This window comes from Kitasatospora sp. NPDC091335, from assembly GCF_044757205.1.
In the GTDB taxonomy this organism is placed as follows: Bacteria; Actinomycetota; Actinomycetes; order Streptomycetales; family Streptomycetaceae; genus Kitasatospora.
In genome coordinates, this window is record NZ_JBIVUM010000013.1 from 41,933 (window position 1) to 56,277 (window position 14,345).

The following is a 14,345-nucleotide window of genomic DNA, read 5'->3' on the forward strand; positions in this document are numbered from 1 at the left end:
CCTCACGCCCAGCCTCCCTGTCTGGTCCTGGTCCGGCGCAGCAGCCAGAAGAAGAACGGGCTGCCGATCAGTGCGGTGAGCACTCCGAGCGGCAGTTCGGCCGGCTCGGCGATGGTGCGGGCGGCGAGGTCGGCGGCCACCAGCACCAGCGCGCCGCCGAGCGCGGAGGCGGGCAGCAGGAAGCGGTGGCCGGGTCCGGCGAGCATCCGCAGCAGGTGCGGCACGACCAGGCCGACGAAGCCGATGATGCCGCTGACCGCGACGGCCGCCGCGGTGAGCAGCGCGACGACGGTGATCAGCACCAGCCGCATCCGCTCGACGTCCACCCCGAGGTGGCGGGCCGGGCGTTCGCCGAGGGCCAGCAGGTCCAGCTTGCGGGCGTACAGCGGGGCGACGGCCAGGCCGGTCAGTGCGAACGGCAGGACGGCCAGCACCTTGCCCCAGGTGGCCTGGGAGAGCGAGCCGAGCTGCCAGAAGGTGACCTGGCTGATCGCGGCGGAGTCGGCGGTGAACAGGAAGATGCCGATCAGCGCGCCGCAGAAGGCGTTCACGGCGACGCCGGTGAGGATCAGCGTGACCACTTCGGTGCGCCCGCCGGAGCGGGCCATGACGTACACCGCGAAGACCGTCAGCAGGCCGCTCGCGAAGGCGAAGGCGGTGATGGTCCAGCTGCCGAGGGCGTCCAGGCCGAGCACGATGCAGGCCACCGCGCCGACCGCGCCGCCCGAGGAGACGCCGATCACGGCGGGCTCGGCGAGCGGGTTGCCGAACACGCCCTGCATCAGCGCGCCGGCGCAGCCCAGCGATCCGCCGACCAGCAGGGCGAGCACCACCCGGGGCAGCCGGACGTTCCACAGCACCGACTCCGGCACCCGGTCCAGGGCGTGGCCGCCGAGGCCGAGGCGGTGGGCGGCGGAGGCGAGGATGTCGCCGAGCGGGATGCGGTAGGCGCCGACTCCGGCCGCGAGCAGGGCGCAGAGGACCAGGGCGGCGGCGAGGCCGGCGGTGATCAGGGTGGTGCGGCGGACGGTCGGGACGGCCTTCCGGCTTGCGGCGAGGGTCACTTGGCGTCCGCCGGGTAGAGCTGGGCGGTGATCTCGCGCAGCACCTGCGGGGTGCGCGGGCCGTAGCTGAGCAGCTGGCCGTCCTCGATCGAGACGATCCTGCGGTCGAGGCCGGCCGGGGTCTGGGCGACGCCGGGCAGCTTGAGCAGGCCGTCCACGCCGCCGACCGAGTCGAGCCCCTTGCTCATCACCAGGATCGCGTCGGGCGCGGCCTTGACCAGGGCCTCGCTGGTGAGCGGGGTGAAGTCGCCGGTGAGGCCGGCGGCGGTGCCGGCGTCCTCGCCGCCGACCGCCTCGATCAGCGAGCCGGCGCCGGAGGCGGGGCCGCCGAGCAGGTAGACCGAGGCGCTGCCGCGCAGGTAGAGGAAGGCGACCTTGGGGTGGCGGCCGTCGGCCGGGACGGCCGCCCTGGCCTCGTCGATCCGCTGCCCGGTGCGTTCCTTCAACTGCCCTCCGGCGTCCGGGACTCCGAGCGCCGCGGCGACGGTGTCGATGCGCGGGCCGACGTCGTCCAGCCGCTTGGCGTCGTCCAGCACGACCAGCGGGACGCCGGCCGCCCGGATCTGCGCGATCGCCTCGGCCGGGCCGGTGGAGCGGTCCGCGAGGACGACGGTGGGGTGCAGCGAGAGCACGCCCTCGGCGGAGACGTCGTGGGCCTGGGTGATCACCGGCAGGGCGGCGGCCTGCCGGAAGGTGGTGGAGACGTCCCTGGCGACCACCTTGGGGCCCAGGCCGAGGCTGAACACCAGCTCGGCGAGGCTGCCGTTGAGCGGGATGATCCGTTCGGCGCTGGTGACGGTGACCTGGCGGCCGTCGGCCGAGGCCGTGGTGGCCGGGAGCTGCGGGACGGGCTCGACGGACAGCGGCTCGACCGCGTCGGGTGCGCGGGAGCCGGTCGCCGCGGCCGGTCCCGCGGCGGAGCCGCAGGAGGTGAGGGCGAGCAGCAGGCCGAGGGCGAGCAGCAGGAGGACGGGCCCGCGGGCCGCCCCGGATCGGATCGTGCGGCTGCTCAACCTGGTTCCCTCCGCCGGGAGTTGGTGCCGGTGCCGCCCGGGGTGGGGGAGTGGGGCGGCGGGGCTCTTGACTCATATATTAGGTTAGCCTTACCTCAGCTCCGCAAGGGGGTGGCCTCTGTCACCCCCCCCTGCGGAAAATCCCCCGCGCCCCCCTTCGAGGAGTGATTCGCCGTGCCCCTGTCCAGCCGGCTCCGCCGTCTGGCCGCCGCCCTGGTGGCCGCCCTCGCCGCCCTGCTGGCGGTGGGCCTGTCGCCGGGACCGGCGGCGGCCGCCGAGGGCAGGGTCTCCGGCGGCCGGCTGGACTGGGGGATCAAGCAGTCCTTCCTGACCTACGTCACCGGGCCCATCGCCAAGGGCAGTTGGGCGCTCACCGGCGGCGCGGCCACGGTCGGCGGCAGCACCTTCCGGTTCCACTCCGCGAACGGCGCGTACGACCCGGCGACCGGTGCGCTGAGCGCGGCGTTCTCCGGCGGTGTCCGGTTCACCGGGCACCAGGAGAACGGTTCCAACGCGCTGGATCTGAGCGTCGGCCGCTTCACCTTCAAGGCCGCCCAGGGCGGTGCGGCCGGCCTGTACGCGGACGTCAGCAGCAAGTCCAAGGAGACCGGCCAGGTGAGCAGCGCGAGCCAGGCGAAGCTGGCCGACCTCTCGCTGGCCGGCGTCGACCTGCGCGGCGCGGCCGGCACCCTGACGCTCGACAACGTCCCCGCCACCCTCACCGACGCCGGGGCGAAGGCCTTCGGCGGCTTCTACCAGGCCGGTACGGCCCTCGACCCGCTCACCCTCTCGGTCAACCTGCCCGCGGCGCAGGAGAAGCCCGCGGTCCAGGAGAAGCCCGCGGCGCCCGCACCGGCCGCCACCCCGACGCCCACCGCCGCTCCCGCCACCCCCGCGGCCCCCGCCGCCACGCCGAGCGCCGAGCCGACGGCCGAACCGACCGCCCAGGCCCCGACCAGGACCGAGTTCGCCGCCGGCGCCCTCGACTGGGGCGTGCGCCGCACCTTCCGGGACTACGTCACCGGCGCGATCGCCCAGGGCCGCTGGGAGCTCGGCGGCGGGGCGGCGGACGGCGGCGCGTTCTTCCGCTGGACCCCGGCCAAGGGCGCTTACGACCCGGCGACCGGTGAGCTGACCGCCGCCTTCACCGGCACCGTCCGCTTCACCGGCATGCGCAGCGGTGACAGCTACGGCCTGGACCTCACCCTCGCCAACCCGGGCGTCACCGTCTCCGGGGGCCGGGGCAGGCTGGTCGCCGACGTCTCCGGCCGGACCCCGGACGGTGGCACCCGGCAGCTCCCCGGCGTCGAGCTGGCGGTGTTCGACCCGGCCGGCCTCCAGGCCGAGGGCGGTCTGCTGAAAGCCGTCGAACTGCCGCTCAAGCTCGCCGAGGGCGGCGCCGAGGCGTTCGGCGGCCTGTACCCGGCGGGCACCGAGATGGACCCGCTGAGCTTCGCCGTCGCCCTCGACCCGGCCGCCGCACTGCCCCCGCTGCCCGACCTCGGCAGTGCCCCGGCCACGGCGCCGAGCACCCCCGCGAGTGCGGCCTCCTCCCCGTCCGCCGCGCCCGTCGCCGCCTCCTCCTCCGCGGGCGGCGTCCCGGTGGCGGCCGTGGCCGGCGGAGCGGTGCTGGTGGCGGCGCTCGCGGCCACCGGCGGCCTGCTCGTCCGGCGTCGCCGGGCGGCCGCCGCGTCCGGGGCAGCCGTCGCCGGACCCACCGCCGACGACGCGGCCTGACGACCCCTCCAGGGAGCTTCCCCCGGCTCCCTCCCCCCATCCGAACGGAGTACCCAGCATGTCCCGCAACCGCACCCGGCTGGCAGCCCTCGCGGCCGCCACCGCCGGTCTCGGCCTGACCGCCCTCGGTGTCCCCGCACTGGCCTTCGGCGCGGGCGCCCCGAGCAGCGTCACGTACGACACCGGCTCGCTGGACTGGGGCGTGAAGGCCAGCTTCCGCAACTACCTCAACGGCCCGGGCTCCCAGGGCGGCGCGATCGAGCTGACCGGCGGCGCGACCGCCAACGCCGACGGCACCTTCCACTTCGGCCTGGCGAACGCGACGTACGACCTGGGCACCCACGTGCTCAGCTCCTCCTTCACCGGCGGCGTGCACTTCACCGCCCACCACGGGGCGCTGGACGTCGCGCTCAGCGACCTGCGGATCACCACCTCGGGCACCTCGGGCACGCTGACCGCCGACACCGCCTCCAAGGAGTCGATGGGCGCCACCGAGATCACCCGGCGCGACGACGTTCCGCTGGTGACGTTCACCGTCGCGCGGGACACCACCACCGGGGTGCCGGCCGCCGCCAAGCTGACCGAGCAGGGCGCCCAGGCGTTCGCCGGCTTCTACCAGGCGGGGGCGGACATGGACCCGCTGTCGCTGCTGCTGAAGCAGAGCCCGGCCACGCCCTCGCCGTCCGCCACGGCGACCGCCTCGCCCACCGCCACGGCGACCGCCTCGCCCACCGTCACGCCGAGCGCCACCGGCACCCCGAGCGCGACCCCCACCGCCACGCCGACGGACACGCCGACCGCGACCCCGACGCCGACCGCAACCCCGTCGGCCACCTCCTCGCCGAGCGCCACCGCCACTCCCTCCGCGAGCGGGAGCCCCAGCACGGCCCCGTCCAGGCTGCCGGTGCTGAACGGCACCCTGGACTGGAAGGTCAAGGAGAGCTTCCGCACGTACCTGGCGAGCCCGATGGCGGCCGGCAAGGTCGAGTTCGGCGGCGGCGCGGCCGACTACCGCTTCGGCGGTGCCACCGGCGCCTACAACACCGCCGACCACACGCTGACCGCGGGCTTCGACGGCTCGGTCCGCTTCCTCGCCCACCCCGGCAAGGACGGCTGGGCGCTCGACACCACGCTCTCCAAGCTGGGCCTGACCGTCGACCGGGACGGCGCCTTCCTGACCGCCGACGTCAACGGCAAGTCCCCCGACGGCAAGTCGACCGCGCTGACCGGCGCCAGGATCGCCAGGCTCGACGTCCCGGCCGCCGCCCTGAAGCCGGTCGACGGCGTGGTGACGCTCACCGGCGTGCCGGCGACGCTCACCGCCGAGGGGGTGCCGGTCTTCTCCAACTACCCGGCCGGTACGGCGCTGGACCCGGTCAGCGCCACGCTCGCCTTCGACAAGGACGCCAAGCTCCCGACCGCCCCGCCCGCCGGCTCCTCCGGCAGTGGTAGCGGCAGTGGCGGTGGCTCCGCGGCCGGCGGCCAGGGCGCGGGGAGCGGCACCTCCGGGGGCCCCTCGCTGACCACCGGCGGTGCCTCGCTCACCACCGGCGGCCTGGGCGGTACGGGAGGCGGCTCGCTGGCCGCCACCGGGGCGGACACCCCGGTGGTCCCGCTGCTGGCCACCGCCGCCGGTCTGCTGCTGGTCGGCGGCAGCGCCACCGTGCTGGTGCGCAACCGCCGCGGTGCCGCCAAGGCCTGACGATGGCTCCGAAACGTGCGACGGCCCCGGCGAGCAACCGCTCGCCGGGGCCGGGCCCTTGGAAAGGGCCTGGAGAAACGTTTATGCGCTCAGCTGTTCACGCGCTCAGCGGGTAACGCGCGTCCAGGTCCCGGAAGATCGCCCCGTTGAGCACGAAGGCCCGCTTGCACTCCTCGACCACCCGGCGCCGCTCGACCTCGTCCAGCGCCTCCCCGGCCGCGTCCAGCTTGGCCCGGTACTCGCGCTTGAAGGCCGCCGGGTTGTCGACCTCCTCGAAGACGTAGAACCGCACGCCGTCGCCCTTGCGCTCGAAGCCCCAGGTCTTCTCCGCGACGCCCCGGATGATCTGGCCGCCCGAGAGGTCCCCCAGGTAGCGGGTGTAGTGGTGCGCGATGTACCCGGCCGGCCACTCGGCGGCCAGTTCCTCCACCCGGGCGACGTACGCGGCGGTGGCCGGCAGCGGCGCCAGGCCGTCCCGCCAGCCGGGCCCGCGCAGGTGCGCCAGGTCGCGCTCGACGGCGGCGGTGCGCAGCAGCGCCCGGTCGATGAAGGGGCCCGCCAGCGGGTGCTCCGCGAGCTGCTCCGCCCGGCCCTCCAGGGCCCGGTAGACGTACCAGAGCTGGCTGGTGAGGTCGGCGTACGCCTCGATCCCGAGCCGGCCGCCCAGCAGGTGGCTCATGAACGAGGACTGCTCGGCGGCCTCGTGCTCCTCGCTGCTGGCGGTGCGGAGCACGGTGGAGAACGGGGTGGGCGCGGGCGTGGGCATGCGGCCTCCAGGGTTCGGGGTCGGCCGGTTCGCGATCGGGCCGAATGTTTTGGTTAGCCTAACCTAACTTCACATCATGCCGACAGGGTGTCGGCAAACCGTCCGGTCCCCGGACACGACGAAGGCCGGGGCCCGCGGAAGAATCCGCGAACCCCGGCCCCAGGCTGTCCCGACCCGTCTCGACTGTCCTGGATCGAGTGGGATCGGAACGACGGCTCAGTGGCCGCCCTGCTCCGCCAGACGCTTGATCGAAGCGGTGACCTCGGCCTCGGCCTCGGCGCGGCCGACCCAGTCGGCGCCCTCGACGGACTTGCCGGGCTCCAGGTCCTTGTAGACCTCGAAGAAGTGCTGGATCTCCAGGCGGTCGAACTCCGACACGTGGTGGATGTCGCGCAGGTGCTCCCAGCGCGGGTCCGTCGCCGGGACGCAGAGCAGCTTGTCGTCGCCGCCGGCCTCGTCGGTCATGTGGAACATGCCGATGGCACGGCACTTGATCAGGCAGCCGGGGAAGGTCGGCTCGTCCAGGATGACCAGCGCGTCCAGCGGGTCGCCGTCCTCGCCGAGCGTGCCCTCGACGTAGCCGTAGTCGGCCGGGTAGCGGGTCGAGGTGAAGAGCATCCGGTCGAGCCGCAGACGGCCGGTCTCGTGGTCGACCTCGTACTTGTTACGAGAGCCCTTCGGGATTTCGATAAGGACGTCGAACTCCAACGGTTCCTCCAAGGTAGGGACTGACAGAATCCAAGTGTCTCCTACGGGAGCGAGTGCTCGGGAAAGGGGCCGGTCGGTGGGAGCAGGGGGAGCGGCGGCGCGGCGCCGCGGGGGGACGGTCTCGGGGCTGTTCGGGGCGGCCCTGCTGGTCGTCGGCACGGTCCTGACCTCGGGCGGCGCGTACGCGCAGCCGTCCCCGCCGCCGGGCGGGCACAGCGCCGGGCACGGTGACGACGAGGACCACGACGGGCAGGGCGGTCACGACGGCGGCAAGGGCGACCACGGGAAGGGCGGCGCCAAGTCCCGGGCCGGCGACGGCCCGAGCGCGGTGCCCACCCGCCGGTCCCTGCCGCCCGCCACCGCTCCCGTTCCCGTCGGCAGCGACGCGCCCGCCGCGGGCCCGGCCCCCGCGCCGGGCGCCGTCCTGGCGGCCGTCGAGGGCGGCGCGGGCTCCGCCGTCCCCACCGCGCAGGGCCTCCAGCAGGCCCTCGCCGCGGCCCTCGCCGACAAGAGCCTCGGCGAGGTCACCTTCGCCGTCGCGGACGCCGGCACCGGTCAACTCCTGTACGGCTCGGGGGAGAACACCCCGGCCACCCCCGCCTCCACCACCAAGCTGGCCACCGCCGTCGCGGCCCTGTCGCTGATCCCGGGCGACACCCGGCTGACCACCCGGGTGGTCAGGGGCGCCGACCCTGGCACGATCACCCTGGTCGGTGCCGGCGACCCGACGCTCACCGCACTGCCCGCCGACCAGGTGCAGATCGGCGGGCAGCCGGCCGACGCCGACACCGCCCCCGCCTCGCTGGACGAGCTGGCCCAGCAGACCGCCGGCACCCTCAGGAACCTCGGCACCACGACGGTCCGGCTGGACTACGACCTGTCGCTGTACGCGGGCAACCCGCAGCACAGGAACCACGACGGGCAGAACATCGCCCTGGTGGTCCCGCTGATGGTGGACGAGGCCAAGGTGGACCCGAAGAGCAGGGAGGACGCCCCGGAGCGGGTCGCCGACCCGGCGGCCGCGGCCGCCGAGACCTTCGCCGCGCTGCTCAGGGCCCGCGGCATCACCGTGACGGGCAAGGCCGGTCCCGCCGCCGCGCCCGCCCCCGACCCGGCCGCCTCCGGCACGACCGTCCTCGGCGGGGTCGACTCGCCGACCGTCGCCCGGCTGGTCGAGCGCCTGCTGACCACCTCCGACAACCAGCTCGCCGAGGCGATCGCCCGTCAGGTCGCCATCGCCGCCCACCAGCCGGCCGGTTTCGAGGGCGCCGCGGCCGCCGTCACCCAGGAGCTGACCCGGCTCGGCGTGCCGATGGGCAACGTGGTCCTCAACGACGGCAGCGGCCTGCACCCCGGCAACGCGATCCCGCCCGCCGTGCTGGTCCGGCTCCTCGCGCTGGCCGCCTCCGAGCAGCAACCCGCCCTGCGCCCGGTGCTCACCGGCCTCCCGGTCGCGGGCTTCACCGGCACCCTCAACAAGCGCTACGGCTCCGGTTCGGGCGCGGCCGACGCGGCCGGCCTGATCCGCGCCAAGACCGGGACCCTCAGCGGAGTCAACACCCTCGCGGGCACCGTGGTCGACGCCGACGGCCGCCTCCTCGCCTTCGCCGTCATGACCCGCACCGGCGCCCCCGCCGACACCGCCCGCGCCGCCATGGACCGGGTCGCCGCCCGCCTCACCGCCTGCGGCTGCCACTGACCGGACACGGGCACCGCTCCCGCCCGGGCCGGGGCCGCCCGCCCCACCCGTCCGTCATCCGTGGGCCGTCGGGCGGGAGGTGTTCGCGGCGGGTGGCTGCCGTTGGTGGTGGGGAGCACGTACGGTGAGGGCATGACGAGCGCGAGTGGCGGTGCTGACATGGTCGACTGGAACCTCGCGGTCGCAACCGCGACCAGGTTGGTGCGGCCGGGGCCCGAGGTGAGCCGGGAGGAAGCGGCGGCGGTGGTCGCCGAACTGCGCAGGCACGCCCTGGAGGCGGAGGAGCACGTGCGGGCGTTCACCGGCATGCGCTCGTCGAGCCTGTCCCGGGCCGCGGCGACGCCGGTGCTGGTGGTGGACCGCCCCGGGTGGATCCGGGCCAACGTGGCGGGTTTCCGTACGGTCGTCCAGCCGCTGGTGGAGAAGCTCCAGGCGCGTCGGACGAACAGCGCGGCGGCCGGGGTGTTCGGCGCGGTGGGCGAGAAGGCCACCGGGATCGAGGTCGGGGCGCTTCTGGCGTTCCTGTCCACCAAGGTGCTGGGCCAGTACGAGACCTTCGCCCCGGCCGAGCCCCCGCTGGAGGCGCCGGACAGCCCGGCCGCGCTGTTCGACAAGCCGCGGCTGGGGCCGGACGGTCCCGGTCCCGGCCGGCTGCTGCTGGTGGCGCCGAACATCGTGCACGTCGAGCGGGAGCTGGACGTGGACCCGTCCGACTTCCGGCTCTGGGTCTGCCTGCACGAGGAGACGCACCGGACGCAGTTCACCGCGGTGCCGTGGCTGCGCGACCACATCCAGTCCGAGGTGCAGTCCTTCCTCAGCGAGACGGACGTCGACCCGGGCGCGCTGCTGGAGCGGCTGCGGGACGCGGCGGGCTCGCTCGGCGGCCTGCCGGGCGGCAACCGGGAGAGCGCCTCCTCGGGGAACCTGCTGGAGATCGTCCAGTCGCCCGCGCAGCGCGAGATCCTCGGCCGGCTGACGGCCGTGATGTCGCTGCTGGAGGGCCACGCCGACGTGGTGATGGACGGCGTCGGACCCGCCGTGGTGCCGACGGTCGCCGAGATCCGGGAGAAGTTCCAGCAGCGCCGGGACCGCGGCGCCAACCGGCTCGACCTGCTGCTGCGCCGGCTGCTGGGCATGGACGCGAAGCTGCGCCAGTACCAGGACGGCGCGGTGTTCGTGCGCGGCGTGGTGGAGCAGGTCGGCATGGAGGGGTTCAACCGGGTGTGGACCTCCCCGAACACCCTGCCGACCAAGGAGGAGATCCACGATCCGGCCGCCTGGGTGGCCCGGGTGGCCCGCTGAGCGGGGTCGTGGCACCGGCGCGCCGTGAGCCGGACGGCAAGCGGCGCGCGTCGGTCAAACCCGCTCGTACGAGTGGTCCAATCGGCCAGACGACGGGTGAAGAAGCGTTTCTTCATTCACCCGAACGTGGGACGGGGGTCGTACCGGTGGCGCGGGTGGCGTAGCGGGTCGCTCCTTTCTGCCACCATCTGTGAGCGCCCGGTAACAGGGTGCTCATGCAGGGGCGCGGTCCCCGCCGCGTCCGCCGCACGTCCTGTCCCCCCTCCGTCGAGGAGTCGTCCGCCGTGGGCCCTCACCCCGCCGTCGCCGCGATACGCCTGGCCGTTCGCCGTACGCTCACCGACCTCGCAGCCGAGGCCGGTTCCACCTTCACCGCGCCCGTGCGCGAGCCCCGCGAGCGCCCGGCCGGGGTGCCGCTGGTGGGCGCCGCGGTCGGCACCACCCTGATCGGCAACGCCGCGCGGCACCCCTCCGGGCTGCCCCGCACCCCTGCCGCGCCCGGCTCGCCGCTGGTCCTGGTCGCCGTCAGCGGCGGCGCGGACTCGATGGCGCTGGCCATCGCCACCGCCTTCGAGGCCCCCAAGATCGGCCTGCGGGTCGGCGCGGTCACCGTCGACCACGGCCTCCAGGCCGGCTCCGCCGAGCGCGCCGCCCAGGTGGCCGACCGGCTCCGCTCGCTCGGGCTGGACCCGGTGGAGGCGGTCCCGGTGCGGGTCGGCCGGGCCGGTGGCCCCGAGGCCGCCGCCAGGGACGCCCGCTACGCCGCCCTGGACGGGGCCGCCGAACGCCACGGCGCGATCGCGGTGCTGCTCGGCCACACCAGGGACGACCAGGCCGAGACCGTGCTGCTCGGCCTGGCCCGCGGCTCCGGCGCCCGCTCGCTGGCCGGGATGCCGGCCCAGAAGGGCCGCTACCGCCGTCCGCTGCTGGAGCTGGACCGGGCGGCCACCCGGCAGGCCTGCACCGCCCAGTCGATCCCGGTCTGGGACGACCCGCACAACTGTGATCCCGCCTACACCCGCTCCCGGGTCCGCCACGAGGTGCTGCCGGTCCTGGAGAAGCACCTGGGCGGCGGAGTGGTCGAGGCGCTGGCCCGTACCGCCCGGCTGTTCCGCGACGACGCCGACGCCCTCGACCAGTGGGCCTCCCTGGCCGAACGCGACCTCCGTACGGGCGATGGCGCCCTGGACGCCGTGAAGCTGGCCGAGCTGCCGTCCGCGGTGCGCCGCCGGGTGCTGCGCCGGGCCGCGCTGCGCGCGGGCTGCCCGGCCGGTGACCTCTTCGCCCGGCACCTGGAGACGATCGACCTGCTGGTCACCGGATGGCGCGGCCAGGGCCCGCTGCACCTACCCGGGGGCGTCGAGGCGACCCGCAGGTGTGGCACGCTGGTCTTTCGGCGGCAGGGCGACTGACGGGCGAGGCATGCCCCGGGGGAGCCGGCCGCCGGCCACAAAGACCCCGAACGTTTGAGGACGTATCCCCGGTGGACCAGAACGACATGGGCGCTGACCTCGCGAAGGTGCTCATCAGCAAGGACGAGATCGACGCCAAGCTCCTGGAGCTGGCCGAGCGTATCGACCGGGACTACGCAGGCAAGGACCTGCTGATCGTCGGCGTCCTCAAGGGGGCCGTCATGGTCATGGCCGACCTCGCCAGGACCCTGCACTCGCAGGTCACCATGGACTGGATGGCCGTCTCCTCGTACGGCATGGGCACCAAGTCCTCGGGTGTGGTGCGGATCCTGAAGGACCTGGACACCGACATCGCCGGCCGTGACGTCCTGATCGTCGAGGACATCATCGACTCCGGTCTGACGCTGTCCTGGCTGCTGGGCAACCTGGGCTCGCGCGGCCCGGCCTCGCTGGAGGTCTGCGCCCTGCTGCGCAAGCCGGACGCGGCCAAGGTCGAGATCGACGTGAAGTACGTCGGCTTCGACATCCCGAACGAGTTCGTGGTCGGCTACGGTCTGGACTACGCGGAGAAGCTGCGCAACCTGCCCTTCATCGGCACCCTCGCCCCGCACGTCTACGGCGGCTGAGGGCCCCGTTCGGGCGACGGGCGGGAACAGTAGGCCGTTCCCGCCCGTTGGTCCGGGGGCAAGGAACCAAAGTCGTGTCGCAGTGCTCCCGCCACCGGTGGGTCCGACTGCGGTACGGTCCAATAAACCGCTCTTCACATGAGCACCAACCGGACGCGCCGCGGCCCAACAGCCCCCCGGCGCCGTTGAGTGGCAGGAGGGACGGGGCGGCAACGCCCCGCATGGATGGACGTCAAGCGATACTTCCGTGCGCCGATCATGTGGATCGTGCTGGCCGTCCTCGCCGTCATCGTACTGATGCAGGTCGTTTCGGATTCGAACGGCTACAAGACGGTGGACACCGGTCAGGTCGTCGCGGCGATCGATGCGCACAACGTCAAGTCGGCGCAGATCACCACCGGTGACTCGAACACGATCAAGATCCAGCTGAAGGACGGCGCCACGCTGCCCACCGCCGGTACGGGCAAGACCCCGTCCGGTACCAAGTTCCAGGCCTCGTACATCGGCGACCAGGGCGTCGCCATCGCCGACAAGCTCCAGGCCCAGGTCAACGACAAGGACCAGGGCACGCTCGCCGAGGGCTACACGATCAGCCCGGAGAAGCAGAGCACCTTCGTCAGCCTGCTGCTGTCGATGCTCCCGATCGTGATCATCGTCCTGGTCTTCCTGTTCCTGATGAACCAGATGCAGGGCGGCGGCTCCCGGGTCATGCAGTTCGGCAAGTCCAAGGCCAAGCTGCTCACCAAGGACACCCCGAAGACCACCTTCTCCGACGTCGCGGGCGCGGACGAGGCGGTCGAGGAGCTCCACGAGATCAAGGAGTTCCTCCAGGAGCCGGCCAAGTTCCAGGCCGTCGGCGCCAAGATCCCCAAGGGCGTGCTGCTCTACGGCCCGCCCGGTACCGGCAAGACCCTGCTGGCGCGCGCCGTCGCGGGCGAGGCCGGGGTGCCGTTCTACTCGATCTCCGGCTCGGACTTCGTCGAGATGTTCGTCGGTGTCGGCGCCAGCCGCGTCCGCGACCTCTTCGAGCAGGCCAAGGCGAACGCCCCGGCGATCGTCTTCGTCGACGAGATCGACGCCGTCGGCCGGCACCGCGGCGCGGGCCTCGGCGGCGGCCACGACGAGCGCGAGCAGACCCTCAACCAGCTGCTGGTCGAGATGGACGGCTTCGACGTCAAGGGCGGCGTGATCCTGATCGCCGCGACCAACCGCCCCGACATCCTGGATCCGGCGCTGCTGCGCCCGGGCCGCTTCGACCGCCAGATCGCGGTGGAGCGCCCCGACCTCCAGGGCCGGCTGGACATCCTCAAGGTGCACCAGAAGGGCAAGCCGATCGCGCCCGACGTCGACCTCTCGGCCGTCGCCAAGCGCACCCCCGGCTTCACCGGTGCCGATCTGTCGAACGTCCTCAACGAGGCGGCGCTGCTGACCGCCCGTTCGGACAAGAAGCTGATCGACAACTTCATCCTGGACGAGGCGATCGACCGCGTCGTGGCCGGTCCGCAGAAGCGCACCCGGATCATGTCCGAGAAGGAGAAGAAGATCACCGCGTACCACGAGGGCGGCCACGCCCTGGTGGCGGCGGCGTGCCCCAACAGCGACCCGGTGCACAAGATCACCATCCTGTCCCGCGGCCGGGCCCTCGGCTACACCATGGTGCTGCCGGAGGAGGACAAGTACTCCACCACCCGCAACGAGATGCTCGACCAGCTGGCCTACATGCTGGGCGGCCGCGCGGCGGAGGAGCTGGTCTTCCACGACCCGACCACCGGCGCCTCGAACGACATCGAGAAGGCCACCGCCACGGCGCGGGCCATGGTCACCCAGTACGGCATGACCGAGCGCCTCGGTGCGATCAAGTTCGGCTCGGACAACGCGGAGCCGTTCCTGGGCCGTGAGATGGGCCACCAGCGCGACTACTCGGAAGAGGTCGCCGGGCTGGTCGACGAAGAGGTCAAGAAGCTCATCGAGAACGCGCACAACGAGGCCTGGGAGATCCTGGTCGAGAACCGCGACGTGCTCGACAACCTGGTCCTGGAGCTCCTGGAGAAGGAGACCCTGAACAAGGAGCAGATCGCCGAGGTCTTCGCGCCGATCGTCAAGCGCCCGGCCCGGCCGGCCTGGACGGGTTCCTCCCGTCGCACGCCGTCCACCAGGCCGCCGGTGCAGTCCCCGAAGGAGCTGGCGCTCACCAACGGCGCCGCCGCCGGTGACGTCCCCCAGGTGGACGTCGTGAAGCTCCCGCCGCTGCCGGCGACCGAGCCGCCGGCCGAGGGCTGACCCCCGCAGCAGAGGGAATGGATGCCGCGTCACCAG

Annotated in this window: 11 protein-coding genes; 7 read left to right on the plus strand and 4 right to left on the minus strand. The window is 73.7% G+C overall.

The annotated features are described in order from the left end of the window. Positions 1-2: 2 nt before the first annotated feature. Together ACIQOW_RS25360 and ACIQOW_RS25365 are read right to left on the minus strand one after the other, a co-directional pair. Positions 3-1,064 (minus strand): FecCD family ABC transporter permease, encoded by a 1,062-nt coding sequence (locus ACIQOW_RS25360; protein WP_401088592.1) that lies wholly within the window; start codon positions 1,062-1,064, stop codon positions 3-5. Further along, positions 1,061-2,077, minus strand: coding sequence for a hemin ABC transporter substrate-binding protein (locus ACIQOW_RS25365; protein WP_401088594.1), 1,017 nt, complete (start codon positions 2,075-2,077; stop codon positions 1,061-1,063). Before ACIQOW_RS25365 ends, ACIQOW_RS25360 begins: the two co-directional genes overlap by 4 nt. A 174-nt stretch (positions 2,078-2,251) precedes the next feature. Between ACIQOW_RS25365 and ACIQOW_RS25370 the strand changes: the two genes are divergently transcribed. After that, entirely contained in the window at positions 2,252-3,814 is a 1,563-nt protein-coding gene (locus tag ACIQOW_RS25370) for an HtaA domain-containing protein (protein ID WP_401088596.1), read from the plus strand. Between the two features lie 58 nt (positions 3,815-3,872). Further along, positions 3,873-5,516, plus strand: a complete 1,644-nt coding sequence (locus ACIQOW_RS25375) for an HtaA domain-containing protein (RefSeq protein WP_401088598.1) — start codon at positions 3,873-3,875, stop codon at positions 5,514-5,516. 97 nt (positions 5,517-5,613) lie between these two features. Here the strand turns inward: ACIQOW_RS25375 and ACIQOW_RS25380 are convergent, their stop codons facing one another. Continuing rightward, on the minus strand, positions 5,614-6,282 hold the full coding sequence (locus ACIQOW_RS25380) for a heme oxygenase (biliverdin-producing) (RefSeq protein ID WP_401088599.1): 669 nt from the start codon (positions 6,280-6,282) through the stop codon (positions 5,614-5,616). Positions 6,283-6,498: 216 nt separating this feature from the next. Then, positions 6,499-6,990, minus strand: a complete 492-nt coding sequence (locus ACIQOW_RS25385; RefSeq protein WP_188300447.1) for an inorganic diphosphatase — start codon at positions 6,988-6,990, stop codon at positions 6,499-6,501. 76 nt (positions 6,991-7,066) lie between these two features. Between ACIQOW_RS25385 and dacB the strand changes: the two genes are divergently transcribed. The 5 genes from dacB (at position 7,067) to ftsH (ending at position 14,309) form a co-directional block, all read left to right on the plus strand. Next, positions 7,067-8,689 carry a D-alanyl-D-alanine carboxypeptidase/D-alanyl-D-alanine-endopeptidase gene (gene dacB / locus ACIQOW_RS25390; RefSeq protein ID WP_401088601.1) on the plus strand — a complete coding sequence of 541 codons (1,623 nt, stop codon included), beginning with the start codon at positions 7,067-7,069 and terminating at the stop codon, positions 8,687-8,689. Between the two features lie 132 nt (positions 8,690-8,821). After that, complete coding sequence (locus ACIQOW_RS25395) at positions 8,822-9,991, plus strand: zinc-dependent metalloprotease (protein WP_401088603.1); 1,170 nt, start codon at positions 8,822-8,824, stop codon at positions 9,989-9,991. Between the two features lie 284 nt (positions 9,992-10,275). Then, positions 10,276-11,403, plus strand: a complete 1,128-nt coding sequence (gene tilS, locus ACIQOW_RS25400) for a tRNA lysidine(34) synthetase TilS (protein ID WP_401088605.1) — start codon at positions 10,276-10,278, stop codon at positions 11,401-11,403. A gap of 71 nt (positions 11,404-11,474) precedes the next feature. Further along, positions 11,475-12,029 carry a hypoxanthine phosphoribosyltransferase gene (gene hpt / locus ACIQOW_RS25405; RefSeq protein ID WP_049654051.1) on the plus strand — a complete coding sequence of 185 codons (555 nt, stop codon included), beginning with the start codon at positions 11,475-11,477 and terminating at the stop codon, positions 12,027-12,029. A 225-nt stretch (positions 12,030-12,254) separates the two neighbouring features. Beyond that, positions 12,255-14,309 (plus strand): ATP-dependent zinc metalloprotease FtsH, encoded by a 2,055-nt coding sequence (gene ftsH, locus ACIQOW_RS25410; protein ID WP_188301526.1) that lies wholly within the window; start codon positions 12,255-12,257, stop codon positions 14,307-14,309. The last annotated feature ends 36 nt before the right edge of the window (positions 14,310-14,345 follow it).

Excerpts from the sequence above, each read along its gene's own strand:
- ACIQOW_RS25375 (WP_401088598.1), top strand. The coding sequence starts at position 3,873 with ATGTCCCGCAACCGCACCCGGCTGGCAGCCCTCGCGGCCGCCACCGCC.
- ACIQOW_RS25380 (WP_401088599.1), bottom strand. The coding sequence starts at position 6,282 with ATGCCCACGCCCGCGCCCACCCCGTTCTCCACCGTGCTCCGCACCGCC.
- ACIQOW_RS25395 (WP_401088603.1), top strand. The coding sequence starts at position 8,822 with ATGACGAGCGCGAGTGGCGGTGCTGACATGGTCGACTGGAACCTCGCG.
- ftsH (WP_188301526.1), top strand. The coding sequence starts at position 12,255 with ATGGACGTCAAGCGATACTTCCGTGCGCCGATCATGTGGATCGTGCTG.